Annotated in this window: 18 protein-coding genes; 9 read left to right on the forward strand and 9 right to left on the reverse strand. The window is 60.9% G+C overall.

The genetic code is table 11. The features are described from left to right. Window positions 1-127 precede the first annotated feature (127 nt). The 9 genes from hycI to hycA all read right to left on the reverse strand — a co-directional run bounded on the left by hycI (window position 128) and on the right by hycA (window position 8,048). Window positions 128-601: a hydrogenase maturation peptidase HycI gene (hycI, locus tag M2433_RS18190; RefSeq protein WP_237844714.1), complete on the reverse strand. Its 474-nt coding sequence runs from the start codon at window positions 599-601 to the stop codon at window positions 128-130. Next, window positions 594-1,004, reverse strand: a complete 411-nt coding sequence (locus tag M2433_RS18195) for a formate hydrogenlyase maturation HycH family protein (protein ID WP_032660335.1) — start codon at window positions 1,002-1,004, stop codon at window positions 594-596. The genes hycI and M2433_RS18195 overlap by 8 nt, the downstream gene beginning before the upstream one ends. Next, complete coding sequence (locus tag M2433_RS18200; protein ID WP_059312542.1) at window positions 1,001-1,768, reverse strand: NADH-quinone oxidoreductase subunit B family protein; 768 nt, start codon at window positions 1,766-1,768, stop codon at window positions 1,001-1,003. The genes M2433_RS18195 and M2433_RS18200 overlap by 4 nt, the downstream gene beginning before the upstream one ends. Next, window positions 1,768-2,310, reverse strand: a complete 543-nt coding sequence (locus M2433_RS18205; protein WP_429056043.1) for a formate hydrogenlyase complex iron-sulfur subunit — start codon at window positions 2,308-2,310, stop codon at window positions 1,768-1,770. The genes M2433_RS18200 and M2433_RS18205 overlap by 1 nt, the downstream gene beginning before the upstream one ends. A gap of 133 nt (window positions 2,311-2,443) precedes the next feature. Continuing rightward, complete coding sequence (locus tag M2433_RS18210; protein ID WP_429056045.1) at window positions 2,444-4,153, reverse strand: NADH-quinone oxidoreductase subunit C; 1,710 nt, start codon at window positions 4,151-4,153, stop codon at window positions 2,444-2,446. A 15-nt stretch (window positions 4,154-4,168) separates the two neighbouring features. Beyond that, a complete protein-coding gene (locus M2433_RS18215) occupies window positions 4,169-5,092 on the reverse strand; it encodes a respiratory chain complex I subunit 1 family protein (protein WP_429056046.1) in 924 nt (307 codons plus the stop codon). A 1-nt stretch (window position 5,093) separates the two neighbouring features. After that, on the reverse strand, window positions 5,094-6,908 hold the full coding sequence (hycC, locus tag M2433_RS18220) for a formate hydrogenlyase subunit 3 (protein ID WP_429056048.1): 1,815 nt from the start codon (window positions 6,906-6,908) through the stop codon (window positions 5,094-5,096). Beyond that, complete coding sequence (locus M2433_RS18225) at window positions 6,905-7,513, reverse strand: 4Fe-4S dicluster domain-containing protein (RefSeq protein WP_429056050.1); 609 nt, start codon at window positions 7,511-7,513, stop codon at window positions 6,905-6,907. The genes hycC and M2433_RS18225 overlap by 4 nt, the downstream gene beginning before the upstream one ends. Window positions 7,514-7,583: 70 nt before the next feature. After that, on the reverse strand, window positions 7,584-8,048 hold the full coding sequence (gene hycA, locus M2433_RS18230; protein ID WP_429056052.1) for a formate hydrogenlyase regulator HycA: 465 nt from the start codon (window positions 8,046-8,048) through the stop codon (window positions 7,584-7,586). A 211-nt stretch (window positions 8,049-8,259) separates the two neighbouring features. Between hycA and hypA the strand changes: the two genes are divergently transcribed. The 9 genes from hypA to M2433_RS18275 all read left to right on the forward strand — a co-directional run bounded on the left by hypA (window position 8,260) and on the right by M2433_RS18275 (window position 16,955). Beyond that, window positions 8,260-8,610: a hydrogenase maturation nickel metallochaperone HypA gene (gene hypA / locus M2433_RS18235; protein WP_047348044.1), complete on the forward strand. Its 351-nt coding sequence runs from the start codon at window positions 8,260-8,262 to the stop codon at window positions 8,608-8,610. A gap of 3 nt (window positions 8,611-8,613) precedes the next feature. Further along, window positions 8,614-9,477, forward strand: coding sequence for a hydrogenase nickel incorporation protein HypB (gene hypB, locus M2433_RS18240; protein WP_429056054.1), 864 nt, complete (start codon window positions 8,614-8,616; stop codon window positions 9,475-9,477). Further along, window positions 9,468-9,740, forward strand: a complete 273-nt coding sequence (locus M2433_RS18245) for a HypC/HybG/HupF family hydrogenase formation chaperone (RefSeq protein WP_429056055.1) — start codon at window positions 9,468-9,470, stop codon at window positions 9,738-9,740. The genes hypB and M2433_RS18245 overlap by 10 nt, the downstream gene beginning before the upstream one ends. Window positions 9,741-9,742: 2 nt before the next feature. Further along, on the forward strand, window positions 9,743-10,864 hold the full coding sequence (gene hypD / locus M2433_RS18250) for a hydrogenase formation protein HypD (protein WP_429056056.1): 1,122 nt from the start codon (window positions 9,743-9,745) through the stop codon (window positions 10,862-10,864). Continuing rightward, on the forward strand, window positions 10,861-11,871 hold the full coding sequence (hypE, locus tag M2433_RS18255) for a hydrogenase expression/formation protein HypE (protein ID WP_429056058.1): 1,011 nt from the start codon (window positions 10,861-10,863) through the stop codon (window positions 11,869-11,871). Before hypD ends, hypE begins: the two co-directional genes overlap by 4 nt. Window positions 11,872-11,933: 62 nt before the next feature. Then, entirely contained in the window at window positions 11,934-14,006 is a 2,073-nt protein-coding gene (flhA, locus tag M2433_RS18260; RefSeq protein ID WP_429056059.1) for a formate hydrogenlyase transcriptional activator FlhA, read from the forward strand. Between the two features lie 152 nt (window positions 14,007-14,158). Beyond that, entirely contained in the window at window positions 14,159-15,157 is a 999-nt protein-coding gene (locus tag M2433_RS18265; protein WP_429056061.1) for an ABC transporter substrate-binding protein, read from the forward strand. After that, entirely contained in the window at window positions 15,157-16,194 is a 1,038-nt protein-coding gene (locus M2433_RS18270) for a FecCD family ABC transporter permease (protein ID WP_429056063.1), read from the forward strand. Before M2433_RS18265 ends, M2433_RS18270 begins: the two co-directional genes overlap by 1 nt. Then, the gene (locus M2433_RS18275; protein WP_429056064.1) at window positions 16,194-16,955 is read left to right on the forward strand and encodes an ABC transporter ATP-binding protein; all 762 of its coding nucleotides are present in this window, start codon (window positions 16,194-16,196) and stop codon (window positions 16,953-16,955) included. Before M2433_RS18270 ends, M2433_RS18275 begins: the two co-directional genes overlap by 1 nt. The last annotated feature ends 1 nt before the right edge of the window (window position 16,956 follow it).

The raw sequence follows: 16,956 nt of genomic DNA on the forward strand, positions 1-16,956 counted from the left end.
TAAGCGACTCCATAAACGGGTTCTTATGCCTTAGTTGTAAGTGTCTACCATGTCCCCGAACAAGTGTTCACTATATCCCCGGACCGTACACCCCATAGGGGAGAGGGGACAAAACACACCCTCTCCCCTATGGGGAGAGGGCCGGAGTGAGGGGTTCAAACCCACCGTCCCCAACCCACTCCGCAAGCCGTGAATAGACCACATCCACCGCCTCTTTTACCGGCGGCGTCATCGGGTAATAAAACCCGACAATGTCCGGCTGAATGCCCAAAAACAGCACCTCGCCCACGTCGTCTTTAATCTGATCCACAAGGTAGTTCAGCGGCATATTGTGCGTCGTCATCATAAACATCTCGGCGATGTCGTCCGGGTCAATCAGGCGGATCTCGCCGGGGTTGAGTCCCATATCGGTGGCATCGACGATTAACAGCCTCTCCGGGCGCAGCTCGCGAATGGCGACCACGTCGTTTTCCGGCGCGCTGCCGCCGTCAATCACCACCCAGCCGCCCTGAGGGTTCGCGGCGCACATCTCTGCGAGCAGCGGCCCCGCGCCGTCGTCGCCCATCATGCTGTTGCCGACACACAGTAAAACGTCAGTCACGTAATCTCCTCACCATCAGGTAGATGGCGCTCTCCTGATGAATATCGTGCAGCATGCCGAGCAGCGTTTTGCTCCACGCCTGCTGCTCGGGGGTTTGCCTGCTCAGCGCCGCGTCAAAGGCGTTGGCGAGCATCGCAATGTGGTTGGCGTCGATGACGATCTCGCCGTACTTCGGCACGCCCTCCATTTTGCGCCGCGCCGTACTGCCCTCCTCCAGCGTGGCGATCCACGCCAGGTACTCGGGCCACGGACAGCTCAGCGCTGCTTCGAGGCAGTCGATCACCCCGAGGTGATGCCCAATCGCCAGGCTGTAATAGACCACCTGCTGCGCCGCATCCGGCGTGGCATCGTTCTCATCAATAAACTTACGGCTCAGCTGGCTGAACACCACCGTTTCACTCATCGGATACGCGCCTCATCCACAACGCTGTTCAGGTTCGCCACAATCTCATTGAGGCGCGGATCGTTTTCCGCCTCCAGCCAGCGCGCCACCTGATGGTCGCCCTGGCTCAGCAGGCGCAGATAATCGTCGGCAATCTGGCGGCCATAGCGGTAGCCCGCCAGTTTCCGCGCCGTGCGGTCGACCTTGACCCGCAGCGGCTGCACCATGTCCGGGTGCAGGATGGCCGCGGGCTGGTTGTCCAGCTCGCCCGGCTCGCGGGCGTGGATTTTCTGCTCCAGCAGGCCGAGCGCCATCGCAAAGCCGTACAGCGTCGCGGCAGGCGTCGGCGGGCAGCCCGGGATGTAGACGTCCACCGGCACGATTTTGTCGGTGCCGCCCCAGACGCAGTAGAGGTCGTGGAAGATGCCGCCGCTGTTGCCGCAGGCCCCGTAGGAGATGCAAATTTTCGGATCCGGCGCGGACTGCCAGGCGCGCAGCGCGGGGGATCGCATGGCGCGGGTCACTGCCCCGGTAAACAGCAGGATGTCCGCATGGCGTGGAGACGGCACCACCTTGATGCCGAAGCGCTCGGCGTCAAACAGCGGCGACAGCGTGGCGAAGATCTCAATCTCGCAGCCGTTGCAGCCGCCACAGTCTACGCGGTAGACGTAGGCCGAGCGTTTGATTTTTTTCAGCAGCGACGCCTTCATGCTGGCGATAGATTCGTCGACCGTCATCGGCACCGGAATGCCGTTCGCGTCGCGCGGGCCGAGTAAATTGTCCATCAGCTGGCCTCTCTCATATGGCGGGTGATATCAATGCGGTCGGACGGCAGCAGGCACTTCTGCCGCTTGCAGTCCGGGCAGGTTTCGAAGCTTTCACGGTGATATTCCGCACGGGCGTCACCGTTGTGCTGCAGCAGCGCGATGGCGTAGTCGATCTCTTTCTGCACGGCGAACGGGCGCCGGCAGACGCGGCAGTTGCACAGGTCAAAGCGCGACTGCTGCAAGAAATCCTCTTTCTTCCACACCGCCAGCTCGTACTCCTGAGACAGGCGAATGGCGACCGTCGGGCAGACCTCTTCGCAGCGGCCGCAGAAGATGCAGCGCCCGAGGTTAAACTGCCAGGCCAGCTCGCCGGTTTTGAGATCCGTTTCTACCGTCAGGGCATTCGACGGACAGGCGTTGACGCAGGCCGCACAGCCGATGCACTGCTGCGGGTTATGCTCCGGCTTGCCGCGAAAGTTTTTATCAACCGGCATCGGCTCCAGCGGATAGCGGCTGGTTGGCGTGCCGGTTTTGATCACTTTTTTGATAAAGGTAAACATTTTTACTCCTGCTTTCGTGCGGTTTTCTGACCCTCACCCTAGCCCTCTCCCTGAAAGGGAGAGGGAACCGTTCGCCCCCTCGCCCCTCTGGGGAGAGGGCCGGGGTGAGGGGTTACAGACCGCACAACATCAACTATTTCAGCGGCGAGTTCTTACGCTCAATGCTGTAGCGCTCAAGCTCTTTGTACGGCACCACCTGGCTTTTCTTCTTGCGCACGTCCACGACGGTCATGCGGTCGGTGCAGGAGTAGCACGGGTCGAGGCTGCCGATGATCAGCGGCGCATCGGAGACCGTGTTGCCGCGCAGCATGTAGCGCAGGGTTGGCCAGTTGGCGTAGGTGGCCGCGCGGCAGCGCCAGCGGTAGAGCTTCTGGTTGTCGCCGGTCATGCTCCAGTGAATGTCGTCCCCGCGCGGCGCTTCGGCAAAGCCGAGGGCAAAGCGGTTCGGGATGTAGGTGAAGCCCTCGACCATCAGCGGGCCGCCCGGCAGGTTGTCCAGACCGAAGTCGATCATGTTCAGCGCGGTGAACACCTCGTTGATGCGCACCTTCAGGCGGGAGATGACGTCGCAGCCCTGCTCGCTGTGCACGGTCATCGGCAGCAGGCCGTAGCCGACAAACGGGTGATCGGCGCGGGTGTCGCGGGCGTGGCCGCTGGCGCGCACCATCGGACCGACGTTGCTGAAGTCGCGGGCGATCTCCGGGTCAAGACGGCCGATGCCCACGGTGCGCTGCTCGATGTTTGGCGTGCTGAGCAACATGTCCACCAGCTCCTGCACGTCGCGGCGCATCTGCTGCGCCAGCAGGCGGGTCTGGATCATGTCGTCCTTCAGCAGGTCGCGGCGGATCCCGCCGATCAGGTTCAGGCCGTAGGTTTTGCGTGCCCCGGTGAGGATCTCCGCCATCTTCATCGACGCTTCGCGCACGCGGAAGAACTGCATAAACCCGGAGTCAAAGCCGACGAAGTGGCAGGCCAGGCCGAGGTTCAGCAGGTGCGAGTGCAGGCGCTCCACCTCCAGCAGAATGGCGCGGATCATCTGCGCGCGCGCCGGCACCACGATGCCCATGCCGTTTTCCACCGAGGTGGTGTAGGCGGTGCTGTGGGCGAAGCCGCAAATGCCGCACACGCGGTCAGAGAGGAACGTCACTTCGTTGTAGCCCATGCGGGTTTCCGCCAGCTTTTCCATGCCGCGATGGACGTAGAACAGGCGGTAGTCGGCGTCGATAATGTTTTCGCCATCGACGAACAGGCGGAAGTGGCCCGGCTCGTCGGAGGTGACGTGCAGCGGGCCGATCGGCACCACGTTGTTCTTCTTGCTGCCAAGCTCGTTGATGAACTCGTAGGTTTCGCTGTCGGTGGTCGGCGCCGGGCGCTGGCGGTAGTCCATGCTGTCTTTGCGCAGCGGGTAGAGTTCATCCGGCCAGTCGTCCGGCAGCACCAGGCGACGCTCGTCCGGCAGGCCAACCGGCACCAGGCCGTACATGTCGCGCACTTCGCGCTCGCCCCAGACGGCGGCGGGCACGCGCGGCGTGACGGACGGGTATTCCGGTTTAGCCGGATCGACCTCCGCGCGCACGGTGAGCCAGCACTTATCCCCCTGCTCCATCGACATCACGTAGTACACGGCGTAATTGCCGCACAGCTGGCGCTCGTCGTTACCGAACAGCACCGACAGCCAGCCGCCCTGCTGGTAGTAGAGAAACTCCACCACTTCCGGCAGATAGTTCACCTTTACGGTGACGGTTATCTGGTCTTTGGTTTGCCAGGACTCCTCCAGCACCACGCCGGGGAAGGCCTGATGCAACGCGGCGAGATACTGCTGACCTTTCTTTTCTTCAGACATAAAAACTCTCTTTAATCACGCCACCAGCAAGGAGACGAACGCTAAAAATGCAAAACCAAAACCGGCCCAGGTGATGCGCGACGTTTCCACAAAACGCAGGCGCGCCATGCTGTTTTCAAACAGGGCAATCACCAGCACGCCGACCAGCAGCTTGAGGGCGGCCACCACCACGGCCAGCACAAGGCCGCCTGCGGAGAAGTGCGTCATCTGCCCCCACGGGAAGAAGACGCCGACAAACATCTGCAGCACCACCAGCTGTTTGAGGCTGATGCCCCACTTCAGCACCGCAAAGCCGTAGCCGCTGTATTCGGTGAGCGGCCCTTCCTGCAGCTCCTGCTCGGCTTCCGCAAGGTCAAACGGCAGTTTGCCCATCTCGATAAAGGTGGCGAACGCGCAGGCGCACAGCGCCAGCACCAGCGGGATCGAACGTGCCACAGGCCAGTGATAAACGGTGTCGGTGATAAAGCTGATATGGGTGGAACCCGCGACCTGCGCGGCGACCCACAGCCCGAGCAGCAGGATCGGCTCAACCAGCACGCCCAGCATCGCCTCGCGGCTGGCGCCGATGCCGGTAAACGGGCTTCCGGTGTCCAGACCCGCAATGGCAAAGAAGAAGCGGGCAATGGCGAAGAGGTAAATCAGCGTAATCAGATCGCCAAGCGCCGGCAGCGGCGCCGCCACCGTGACCACCGGCAGCGCGGTGGCGATGGTCAGCATCACCCCCACCATCAGAAACGGCGTCAGGCGAAAGACCCAGCCAGCGGCATCCGGGGCCACGCTCTGACGAGAAAGCAGCTTGAAGAGATCGCGGTACTCCTGAAGCACGCCAGGCCCGCGACGGTTGTGCATCCGGGCGCGCGCCACGCGGCTAATCCCGGAAAGCAGCGGCGCAGCGGCGAACAGCACCAGCGCCTGAAGTAATGCCAGTAACAAACTCATGTCAGGCTCCTCGTGAAATCACAATCACCACCAGCACCGCCAGCTCGATGACCGCCAGACGGCGGAACAGTGCGGGCGCGGCAGCACTTTGCCAGCCGGGTACCCAGCCCACCGGATTGAGCCAGTGGCGCAGCTTCAGCACGGCGGCGAAGTTCTCCTTCACCGGCATGGCGAAACCGTGGGCGGTGATAACCATCGACTGTTCGTGTTCGTAGCCGCAGGCCCACGCCGCACCGCGAGAGCGGGAAGAGAGTCGGTCGCGTTTGAAGAACAGCATCAGGACGAGCGGCAGCAGCGGTGCACCAATCAGCAGCAGCGCGATCGTGGGCTGAGAGACGGTGGTATTCGCCACGGTCAACGGCAGCGGAATAGCGCTTCCCAGCAGCGGCAGCAGCCACGGCGCGGCGACGCCGCCCGCGATGCAGCACAGGGCCAGCGCAACCACGCAGGCACACATCAGTACCGGTGCGCAGCAGGCGTTTTCCGCTTCGCGGGTGCGCGGCGCGCCGAGGAAGGTGACGCCGTAGACTTTCGCCATGCACATCACCGCCAGCGCCCCGGTAATCGCCAGCCCGACCGCCAGCAGCGGCCCCAGCAGACGGGCGATAAACGCGTCGCTCTGGCCGAGCGCGAAGAAGGACTGATAGATCACCCACTCCCCGGCAAAGCCGTTCAGCGGCGGCAGCGCGGCCATCGCCATCAGCCCGACCAGCATCGCCAGTGAAATCACCGGCATCTTTTTGCCAATCCCACCGAGCTTTTCAATATCCCGATGGCCGGTGCGGAACCAGACGCTTCCCGCGCCAAGGAACAGGGTGCTTTTAAACAGGCTGTGGTTGACGAGGTGATAGAGACCGCCGATAAAACCGGCGGCAATCAGCGCCGGTTGGTTCAGCGCCAGCCCTGTCACGCCCGCGCCCAGGCCAAGCAGGATGATGCCGATATTTTCGAGGGTGTGATACGCCAGCAGACGCTGGATATTGTGCTCCATCAGCGCGTACAGGCCGCCGACGAAGGCGGTAACCATCCCGGCGACCAGCAGCACAACACCCCACCACAGCGGCGGTTGTCCGCCGGCCAGCGTAATCGCCAGAATCCCGAACAGACCGACCTTCATCACCACCACAGAAAACAGCGCGGCGGCGGGCGCGGAGGCATTTTCATGCGCCTGCGGCACCCAGCCGTGCAGCGGGATGATTCCGGCGAGCAGGCCAAAGCCGAGTACGCTCAGCAGCCAGACGTCATTCCCCAGCGGACGGCCGTTGAGCGCAGCGAAGTCCAGCGTGCCGAAGCGTTGCCACACCAGCCAGCAGGCCAGCGCCAGCAGCAGCGTCCCCAGGCGCCCCAGCGCAAACCACAGTTTGCCGGAGGCGCTGCAGCCCGTCAGGAACACGCCGCAGAGCGCCATGATCTCCGCCATTACCACCAGCGCGCCGAGGTTGCTGGCGATAACGGTGCAGACCGCCGTCGCCATCAGCAGATTGACCAGCAGGCCGTTGGCTTTAGCGTGCGGGTGGCGGTGCCAGTCGATATTGAACAGGCTGATAAACAGCCCGCACAGGCCAAACGTCACCAGCCAGACGGCGTTCAGCGGCGCGATCTCAACGGCGTGGTGAATCAGCGGCACGAGCGCGTCAACGGATTGCCCGCCGAGCAGAACGGCACCGCCTGCCGCCAGCGTCATCAGGCTACCTACCGCCCCGCCGACCCCGGCGACCAAGCCGCTGAGGGTTTTATGGAAAGAGAAGAGCTGCGCCAGAACGGCGGCGGCAGCAAAACAGGCTACCGCGCTGGTAATCATCATCGCCGCGTTCATTTCGCCCCCTCGTTAAGCGCCTGTAGCAGAGAAAGGTCGCCAAAATCACTGTTGATGGTCAGCTCGCGTTTACGCTTGCTGGTACGTGCGATGTCGCGAATATTAACCAGAATCAACGCTTTGGTTGGGCAGGTGCGCACGCAGGCCGGTCCCTGCTCATCGAAGCTGCACAGGTCGCACTTCACCGCAACGGCGCGGATGCCGGGCACCCAGTCCAGCAGCGAGCTTACGCGCGCCGGCGCCGGCGGCGCGGGCGGGGCTTTTGGCGAGTTGGCATTCGCCGGGATGTGCAGCGGGCGGCTGCCGGAAAATTCAATCGCGCCGAACGGGCAGGCAATGCCGCACAGCTTGCAGCTTACGCACAGGCTTTCGTTCAGCTGGACAGCGCCATCAACGCGGGTGATGGCATTCACGGGACAGACGCCCGCGCAGGGGGCATCTTCACAGTGGTGGCAGAGCTGCGGGGCAGACTCTTTTTCATTACGCATGACGTGCAGGCGCGGCATGGACTGCAGCCCATGCAGGCGATGCGTTTCCGAACACGCCGCCTCACAGGTTCGACAGCCAATACAGACCGTCGAGTCAGCAATTACAAAACGGTTCACCGGGTCATCCTCTGGTGATAGTCATTTTTGACGAAAAACTGTCTTGTCGACACTTCTCGACACGCATCGGTCAGGCCACGTTTGCTGAGGCATTTCCGTCCAACAGCTGCTTCAGGTTGACCGGGAGATCGTTCTCAACGGCGGCGTACAGGCCGTTATAAACCGGCGCGATTTTTTCCAGATAGTGCTCCAGCACCTGCTGGCGATCGCGGTTGCTGACGTGGCCGTCCACCATGCCATCGGCCATCAGCTGCGCCTTCGCAATACACTGTTTTTGGCCATCTTTTGTCTCGAGGTGGTACTCAATGGTGTGGCTGTTGAAGTTATCCGCCAGGGTAACGTTGATGATGAAATGGCCGAAGAGGACAAAGCGCATGTCGCCCTGCGCCGCACAGCTCATCGCGTGGTGAAGACGTGCTTTCGAGAGGGTAATGCCCTGTACCAGAGAGTTGCAGTACAGGTGCCACTGGTCCTGCAGCTGCTGATGACGCTGCGCGATGTAATCCGCTTTTTCGCTGATTTCCCAAATAGTCATAGAAGGTATCCGTTTAATGGAGATAGCGGCTGTTAAGCAGATTCCATGCCAGTTTTTATTTCGCTGATTTTAAAGGAATTAAACCGGAAAGCCGCTGTCAACGCCGCGGTGTCGACGTGTCATTTCGACAGCGTTGACATCGACACGCCTTAACAAAAATCAAGCTGGCACTGTTATTGCATTCAATGGCGCAATTCATTGAGGAGGCGTTATGCACGAAATCACCCTCTGCCAACGGGCTCTGGAACTTATCGAACAGCAGGCAGTGCAAAACCACGCGAAGCGCGTTACCGGCGTCTGGCTGAAGGTCGGGGCGTTTTCCTGCGTCGAGACCAGCGCGCTGAATTTCTGTTTTGAGCTAGTGTGCCGCGGCACGCTGGCGGAAGGTTGCGAACTGCATATTGAAGAGCAGCAGGCAGAGTGCTGGTGCGGGCAGTGCCAGCAGTACGTCACCCTGCTGTCATCGAAGGTTCAGCGCTGTCCGCAGTGCCAGAGCACCGGGCTGCGCATCGTGGCGGATGACGGTATGCAGATCCAACGCCTCGAAATCGAGAAGGAGTAAAGTATGTGTAGTACCTGCGGTTGCGCCGAAGGCAACCTGTATATAGAAGGGGATGAACACCGTCCCCACTCCGCGTTTCGCTCCGCGCCCTTTTCACCAGCCCCACGCCCCTCTGCGGCACTGACCGGGATCGCTTTCATCCCGCAGCGGTCCGATGCGGGCGATCTCCACTACGGCCACGGCGAAGCGGGTACCCACGCGCCGGGCATCAGCCAGCGCCAGATGCTGGAGGTGGAGATCAACGTGCTGGACAAAAATAACCAGATTGCCTCCCGCAACCGCGCCCGCTTTGCCACCCGCAAACAGCTGGTGCTGAACCTGGTCTCCAGCCCCGGCTCCGGCAAAACCACGCTGCTCACGGAAACGCTCAAGCGCCTGAACGGGCGCGTCTCCTGCGCGGTGATCGAAGGCGATCAGCAAACCGTTAACGACGCGGCGCGCATTCGCGAAACCGGTACCCCGGCAATTCAGGTCAACACCGGCAAAGGCTGCCATCTGGATGCGCAGATGATTGCCGACGCGGCTCCGCGCCTGCCGCTGGCGGATAACGGCATCCTGTTTATTGAAAACGTCGGCAACCTGGTCTGTCCGGCGAGCTTCGACCTCGGTGAACGGCATAAAGTCGCGGTGCTTTCGGTGACCGAAGGCGAAGACAAGCCGCTGAAGTACCCGCATATGTTTGCCGCCGCCTCCCTCATGCTGCTGAACAAAGTCGACCTGCTGCCGTACCTGAACTTCGACGTGGATAAGTGCCTGTCCTGGGCCCGCGAGGTGAACCCGGAGATTGAGATCCTGCTGGTCTCCGCCACGCGCGGCGACGGCATGGACGGCTGGCTACACTGGCTGGAGAACGAACGATGTGCATAGGCGTACCGGGACAGATTCACTCCATCGACGGTAATCAGGCCAAAGTCGTGGTCTGCGGCATCCTGCGCGACGTCGACCTGACGCTGGTCGGCAGCAGCGATGAAAGCGGCGCCTCGCGTCTCGGCCAGTGGGTGCTTGTGCACGTGGGGTTCGCCATGAGCGTGATTAACGAAGCGGAAGCCCGCGACACGCTGGATGCGTTGCAAAACATGTTCGACGTGGAGCCGGACGTGGGCGCGCTGCTGTACGGCGAGGAGCGATAATCATGCGTTACGTTGATGAATACCGCGCGCCGGAGCAGGTGCTGCAGCTTATCGGACATCTGAAAACGCGCGCGGCGCTGCTGGACTACACGGCGGAAAAACCGCTGCGGATCATGGAAGTGTGCGGCGGACACACGCACGCCATTTTCAAATTTGGCCTCGACCAGCTGCTGCCGGACAACATCGAGTTTATCCACGGCCCCGGCTGCCCGGTCTGCGTTCTGCCGATGGGGCGCATCGACAGCTGCATCGAGATTGCCAGCCGGCCCGACGTCATTTTCTGCACCTTTGGCGATGCGATGCGCGTGCCGGGGAAAAACGGCTCGCTGCTGCAGGCAAAAGCGCGCGGGGCCGACATCCGGATCGTCTATTCGCCGATGGATGCCCTGATGCTGGCAGCGGATAACCCCGCGCGCAAGGTGGTGTTTTTTGGCCTGGGGTTTGAAACCACCATGCCCGCCACCGCCATCACGCTGCAGCAGGCGAAAGCGCGAGGTGTAGATAACTTTTTCTTCTTCTGCCAGCACATTACGCTCATCCCCACGCTGCACAGCCTGCTGGAAGAGCCGGGAAACGGAATTGACGCCTTTCTGGCACCGGGGCATGTCAGCATGGTGATTGGCACAGACGCCTACGGTTTTATCGCTGAACAGTACAATCGTCCGTTAGTGGTCGCTGGTTTCGAACCACTTGATCTACTGCAAGGTGTCGCCATGCTGGTTGAGCAGAAAATAGCGGCCCTGAGTGCAGTGGAAAACCAGTACCGCCGCGTGGTGCCGGATGCAGGCAATGAACGGGCCCAGCAGGCGATAGCCGACGTGTTTTGCGTCGAAGGCGACAGCGAATGGCGTGGGCTGGGGCTGATTGCCGAATCCGGCGTGCGCCTGACCTCGGCCTATCACGAATTTGACGCCGAAGCGCATTTCCGCCCGCAGCCGCAGCAGGTTTGCGACGATCCGCGTGCCCGCTGCGGCGAGGTGCTCACCGGTAAATGCAAGCCTCATCATTGCCCGCTATACGGCAACACCTGTAACCCGCAAACGGCGTTTGGCGCGCTGATGGTCTCTTCCGAAGGGGCGTGTGCCGCGTGGTATCAGTATCGCAACCAGGAGAGTGAAGCATGAACACGGTTGAAATGGCGCACGGCAGCGGCGGACAAGCGATGCAGCAGCTGATTAACCGGCTGTTTATGGAAGCCTTCAACAACCCCTGGCTCGCCGAGCAGGAAGACCAGGCGCGCATTGATCTCGCGACCCTCACCGCCCAGGGTGACAGGCTGGCCTTCTCCACGGACAGCTACGTGATTGACCCGCTGTTCTTCCCGGGCGGCGATATCGGCAAGCTCGCCGTCTGCGGCACGGCGAACGACGTCGCCGTCAGCGGCGCCATTCCGCGCTACCTCTCCTGCGGGTTTATTCTTGAAGAGGGGTTACCGATGGAGACGCTCACCGCGGTGGTCAACAGCATGGCGCAGACCGCGCGCGAGGCGGGGATTGCTATCGTCACCGGCGATACCAAAGTGGTACAGCGCGGCGCGGCCGACAAGCTGTTCATCAACACCGCCGGCATGGGGGCAATCCCCGCCGATATTCACTGGGGCGCGCAGCGCCTCGGCGTGGGCGACGTGCTTATCGTGACCGGAACGCTGGGCTGCCACGGGGCGACCATCCTGAACCTGCGCGAAGGCCTGGGGCTGGACGGGGAACTGCGCAGCGACTGCGCGGTGCTCACCCCGCTGATTCAGACGCTGCGCGCAATCCCCGGCGTGAAGGCCCTGCGGGACGCGACGCGAGGCGGCGTAAACGCCGTGGTCCATGAGTTTGCGGCAAGCTGCGGGTGTGGGATTGAGCTCACCGAACGCGGCCTGCCCGTTAAGCCCGCCGTTCGCGGGCTTTGCGAACTGCTGGGGCTTGACCCGCTCAACTTTGCCAACGAAGGCAAGCTGGTAGTGGGCGTTGAACGCGCCGCGGCACAGGCCGTGCTTGAACAGCTGCGGGCGCACCCGTCAGGACGCGAGGCGGCGATAATTGGTGAAGTGGTTGAGCGCAAAGGGGTGCGCCTGACCGGGCTTTACGGCGTGAAACGCACGCTGGATCTGCCGCACGCGGAACCCTTACCCCGTATTTGCTAGAACCGCGCCAAAAGCGGTCAGCACTGAACGTCTCTTTTTGCCAGTTTCTATTGGAAAGCAATATGCCGTATACACCGATGAGCGATCTTGGACAGCAGGGCCTGTTTGACATCACGCGCACACTTTTACAGCAGCCCGATCTCGGCGCGCTGAGCGATGCCCTGACGCGGCTGGTCAGGCAGTCGGCGCTGGCCGACAGCGCCGCGATTGTGCTCTGGCATAGCGGAACGCATCGCGCGAGCTACTACTCAACGCGCGATAATGGCAAAACGTTTGAATACGAAGACGAAACGTATCTGGCGCATGGCCCGGTGCGCCGCATTCTCTCTCGGCCTGAAGTGCTGCACTGCAATTTTGAGGAGTTCCGGCAGGCGTGGCCGAGGCTTGCGGAGAGCAACCTTTATCAGCCCTTCGGGCATTACTGCATGTTGCCGCTGGCGGCAGAGGGCCAGATTTTTGGCGGCTGCGAGTTTATCCGCACCACCGACCAGCCGTGGCGCGAGGCGGAGTACGAACGCCTGCACACCTTTACCCAGATTGTGGCCGTCGTCGCGGAGCAGATCCAAAGCCGCGTCACCAATAACGTCGATTACGACCTGCTGAGCCGCGAGCGCGACAACTTCCGCATTCTGGTCGCCATCACCAACGCCGTACTGTCACGGCTCGACATGGACGAGCTGGTCAGCGAAGTCTCAAAAGAGATCCACCACTATTTTAAAATCGACGCTATCAGCATCGCGCTGCGCGGCCATCGCAAGGGCAAGCTCAACATCTACTCCACCCACTATCTTGATGAGGCCAACCCTGCCCATGAGCAGAGTGAAGTGGATGAAGCGGGCACCCTTTCTGAGCGAGTCTTCAAAAGCAAAGAGATCCTCCTGCTCAACCTGAACGAGCAGGACCCGGTCGCGCCGTACGAGCGGATGCTGTTCAACACCTGGGGCAATAAAATCCAGACCCTGTGCCTGCTGCCCCTCATGTCCGGAGACACCATGCTCGGCGTGCTGAAGCTGGCGCAGTGTGAGGAGGGCGTGTTCACCACCGCCAACCTGAAGCTGCTGCGCCAGATCGCCGAGCGTATTTCCATCGCCCTGGATAACGCCCTCGCCTATCAGGAAATACATCGTCTGAAAGAGCGGCTGGTGGATGAGAACCTGGCCCTGACCGAGCAGCTCAACAACGTGGACAGCGAGTTTGGTGAAATCATCGGGCGCAGCGATGCTATGTACAGCGTGCTCAAGCAGGTTGAGATGGTGGCGCAAAGCGACAGCACGGTGCTCATTCTTGGCGAAACCGGCACGGGTAAAGAGCTGATTGCCCGCGCCATCCACAACCTGAGCAACCGCAACAGCCGCAGGATGGTGAAGATGAACTGCGCCGCGATGCCAGCGGGACTGCTGGAAAGCGACCTGTTCGGCCACGAGCGCGGCGCGTTTACCGGGGCCAGCAGCCAGCGTCTGGGCCGTTTTGAGCTGGCGGACAAGAGCTCGCTGTTCCTCGACGAAGTGGGCGATATGCCGCTGGAGCTACAGCCGAAACTGCTGCGCGTCCTGCAGGAGCAGGAGTTTGAGCGCCTGGGCAGCAACAAGCTTATCCAGACCGACGTGCGGCTGATTGCCGCCACCAACCGCGACCTGAAAAAAATGGTCGCCGACCGCGAGTTTCGCAGCGATCTCTACTATCGCCTGAACGTGTTCCCGATCTTCCTGCCTCCGCTGCGCGAACGCCCGGAAGATATTCCCCTGCTGGTCAAAGCGTTTACCGCGAAGATTGCGCGCCGGATGGGGCGCAATATCGACAGTATTCCTGCCGAGACGTTACGCACCCTTTCATCGATGGAATGGCCCGGCAACGTACGCGAGCTGGAAAACGTCATTGAGCGCGCGGTGCTGCTGACGCGCGGTAATGTGCTGCAGCTCTCCCTGCCTGAGGTTACGCTTCCAGACGCGATCGCGCCCGCTGCCGAGACAGCGAAAGAGGGAGAAGATGAATATCAGCTTATTATGCGCGTGCTGAAAGAGACCAACGGCGTGGTTGCCGGGCCAAAAGGTGCCGCCCAGCGCCTGGGGTTAAAACGCACCACCCTGCTGTCGCGCATGAAGCGTCTCGGAATTGATAAAGAGAGCCTGGCTTAAGTCCGCATTCCGGCGGTGTTTTCTGACACCGCCTTTCGTTACCCTGCGCAATTGTCCCACATTGACACCAAATCGTTTCCTCTGTATAAAATTCCGCCTTAATAATGAGTTTCATTTGCAACAACAATAATATTAATGAAGGGTAGCGTTTAATGAAAAAGGTCATCTGCGCGTTAGGCATGGCGATTGCGTCGGTCGGTTCTGCTCTGGCAACCACATATCCCCTGACGATTGAAAACTGTGGCTATAAAGAGACGTTCACCAAAGCGCCGGAACGCGTCGTGGCCCTGGGTCAGAACACCGTCGAAATTTTGCTCCTGCTGGGCCTGGAAGATAAGGTGAAGGCCAGCGCCTTCTGGCCGACCAAAGTGCTGCCGCAGCTGGCGGAACAGAATGCAAAAATCAAAACCCTGACGGTAGAAATTCCGACGCTGGAATCCATCCTGTCGCAAAACCCTGATTTTGTTCCTGCCCAGCTTCCTCTGCTGCTCGGGCCGGAGAGTAAGGTCGCAAAGCGTGAAGATCTGGCCACCGTCGGCGTGAACAGCTATTTATCACCGGGTATGTGCGCGACCAAAAAGGCCGCCGGCGATATGTACGGCAGCCGCCAGACGCTGTGGGATATGACCTATCTTTATAAAGAGATTGAGGATTTCGCTAAAATTTTCAACGTTGAAGATCGCGGCCAGGCCGTCATTGCGGATTTCAAAAAACGCGAGGCCGACCTGCGCAAGGAATTCAGCAAGAATAAAAAAGACCTGTCGTTTGTCTTCTGGTTCTCCAGCTCATCCCCTTCTGCGGACGCCTACGTCGGCGGTAAAAACAGCGCCTCAGGGTTTATCGCTGACGTGCTGGGCGGACACAACGCCATCACTTCTGAGACAGAATGGCCAACCGTCGGCTGGGAAAGCATTATTGCCGCAAATCCGGATGTCATCGTGGTGTCCAGCCTCGACCGCAACCGCTGGGCGCTGGATAACGCGGAAGAAAAAATCAAATTCCTGAAGAGCGATCCGGCGGTAAGCCAGCTGGACGCGGTGAAAAAAGGCCATATCGTGGTGATGGACGGCCAGGCGATGAACCCGACGATCCGCACGATTTACGGCGCTGAGCAGGTCGGCGAACAGCTCAGAAAACTGGGGCTGAACTGATGACATCCGCCGTTCTTCAGGCCCGACAGAGTCTGGTTCTGACGAGCTCGTGCCTGCTCGCCTTTGTCCTGTTATTTCTGGTTATCGCGCTAAGCGTCAGCGTCGGCGAGCTGTCCATCCCGCTGCAGAACGTCTTTTTTGCCATCAGCAATAAAATGGGGTTCACCGGGGTTCCGCTCAACCGCATATATGAGAGCGTTATCTGGGACTTTCGCCTGAGCCGCGCGCTGGTAGCAGCCTGCTGCGGCGCAGGGCTGGCCATCTGCGGTGCCGTATTGCAGAGCCTGCTGAAGAACGCGCTGGCGGAACCGTACGTGCTTGGCGTGTCCGCAGGCGCCTCGACCGGGGCGGTATCCGTCGTGGTGTTGGGGATCGGCACCGGCGCGGTGTCGCTCTCCGCCGGCGCCTTTGCCGGGGCGTTTGCCGCCTTTGCGTTTGTCGCCTTCCTGACCAACGGGGCTCGCGGGGGCAACGAACGGACTATTCTGGCAGGCGTTGCCGCGTCACAGCTGTTTAACGCCGTTACCGCCTACACCATCAGCACCTCCGCCAGCGCGCAGCAGGCGCGCGACGTGATGTTCTGGCTGCTGGGCAGCTTTAGCGGCGTTCGCTGGCCTGAGTTCCAGCTGGCACTGGTGGTGGTGGTGATTGGGCTAGTCGTTTGCCTCTACTATTCACGGGCGCTGGATGCCTTTACGTTCGGTGATGACGCCGCGGCGTCGCTGGGCATCGCCGTCCCGTGGGTGCGCCTGGCGCTCTTCACCACCACCGCACTGATTACCGCGACCATCGTTAGCATGGCGGGCTCAATCGGCTTTGTGGGGCTGGTGGTGCCGCACGTCATGCGTTTCCTGTTCGGGCCGCTGCACCGTACGCTGCTGATTGCCAGCGCGCTGGCAGGCGCGATACTGATGGTGCTGGCCGATATCGCCTCGCGCATGCTGATTGCCCCGCAAAGCCTGCCCGTTGGCGTAGTCACCGCGCTGGTGGGCGTGCCGTTCTTTGCCGTGATCATCTACCGCTCAAGGAATAAGTGATGAGTATCTGCGCTGAAAATATTACCTGGAAGGTGGGTAAAAAAGTCATCGTTGATGACGTTTCACTGAAGGTGTCACGCGGCGAAACGGTAGGACTGCTTGGCCCTAACGGCTGCGGTAAATCTTCGCTTCTGCGCATTCTGGCTGGTCTGCGCCGCCCGGATGCGGGCTGTGTGACGCTGGACGGCCAGGACATCTCTCGCATTGCCAAAAAGCAGCTTGCCCGCCGGGTCGCCTTCGTTGAACAGCACGGGATGACCGATGCCAATATGCGCGTGCGTGACGTGGTGAAACTCGGGCGTATTCCGCACCACTCCCCTTTTTCCAACTGGAGCACGCACGATGACGAGACCGTCACTGCCGCCCTGCAGCGCGTGGATATGCTGGATAAAAGCGACCAGGGCTGGCTGAGCCTCTCCGGCGGCGAGCGCCAGCGCGTACACATTGCCCGCGCGCTGGCCCAGACCCCGACTGAAATCCTGCTGGATGAACCGACCAACCACCTGGACATTCATCATCAGATGCAGCTGATGCATTTGATCAGCGAATTACCGGTCACCAGCATTGTCGCTATCCACGATCTCAATCACGCCTCGATGTTCTGTGACTCGCTGATTGTGATGCAGAAAGGGCAAATTGTGGCGACGGGAACGCCGCAGGACATTTTATCCGAGTCGCTGCTGTGGGATGTCTTCCGGGTCAAAACCAAAATTGAGATCTCGCCGTTCCATGGCAAAAAGCACATTCACTTTATCGTTTAGG

It is taken from the genome of Enterobacter sp. AC1, from assembly GCF_050434705.1.
Lineage (GTDB): Bacteria > Pseudomonadota > Gammaproteobacteria > Enterobacterales > Enterobacteriaceae > Enterobacter > Enterobacter cloacae_L.

Coding starts and splice junctions, on each gene's coding strand:
- M2433_RS18195 (WP_032660335.1), bottom strand. CDS start 1,004: ATGAGTGAAACGGTGGTGTTCAGCCAGCTGAGCCGTAAGTTTATTGAT.
- M2433_RS18265 (WP_429056061.1), top strand. CDS start 14,159: ATGAAAAAGGTCATCTGCGCGTTAGGCATGGCGATTGCGTCGGTCGGT.
- hypB (WP_429056054.1), top strand. CDS start 8,614: ATGTGTAGTACCTGCGGTTGCGCCGAAGGCAACCTGTATATAGAAGGG.
- M2433_RS18245 (WP_429056055.1), top strand. CDS start 9,468: ATGTGCATAGGCGTACCGGGACAGATTCACTCCATCGACGGTAATCAG.
- flhA (WP_429056059.1), top strand. CDS start 11,934: ATGCCGTATACACCGATGAGCGATCTTGGACAGCAGGGCCTGTTTGAC.
- M2433_RS18200 (WP_059312542.1), bottom strand. CDS start 1,768: ATGGACAATTTACTCGGCCCGCGCGACGCGAACGGCATTCCGGTGCCG.
- M2433_RS18215 (WP_429056046.1), bottom strand. CDS start 5,092: ATGAGTTTGTTACTGGCATTACTTCAGGCGCTGGTGCTGTTCGCCGCT.
- hycA (WP_429056052.1), bottom strand. CDS start 8,048: ATGACTATTTGGGAAATCAGCGAAAAAGCGGATTACATCGCGCAGCGT.
- hycC (WP_429056048.1), bottom strand. CDS start 6,908: ATGAACGCGGCGATGATGATTACCAGCGCGGTAGCCTGTTTTGCTGCC.
- M2433_RS18210 (WP_429056045.1), bottom strand. CDS start 4,153: ATGTCTGAAGAAAAGAAAGGTCAGCAGTATCTCGCCGCGTTGCATCAG.
- M2433_RS18270 (WP_429056063.1), top strand. CDS start 15,157: ATGACATCCGCCGTTCTTCAGGCCCGACAGAGTCTGGTTCTGACGAGC.
- M2433_RS18275 (WP_429056064.1), top strand. CDS start 16,194: ATGAGTATCTGCGCTGAAAATATTACCTGGAAGGTGGGTAAAAAAGTC.
- M2433_RS18205 (WP_429056043.1), bottom strand. CDS start 2,310: ATGTTTACCTTTATCAAAAAAGTGATCAAAACCGGCACGCCAACCAGC.
- hypE (WP_429056058.1), top strand. CDS start 10,861: ATGAACACGGTTGAAATGGCGCACGGCAGCGGCGGACAAGCGATGCAG.
- hypA (WP_047348044.1), top strand. CDS start 8,260: ATGCACGAAATCACCCTCTGCCAACGGGCTCTGGAACTTATCGAACAG.
- hypD (WP_429056056.1), top strand. CDS start 9,743: ATGCGTTACGTTGATGAATACCGCGCGCCGGAGCAGGTGCTGCAGCTT.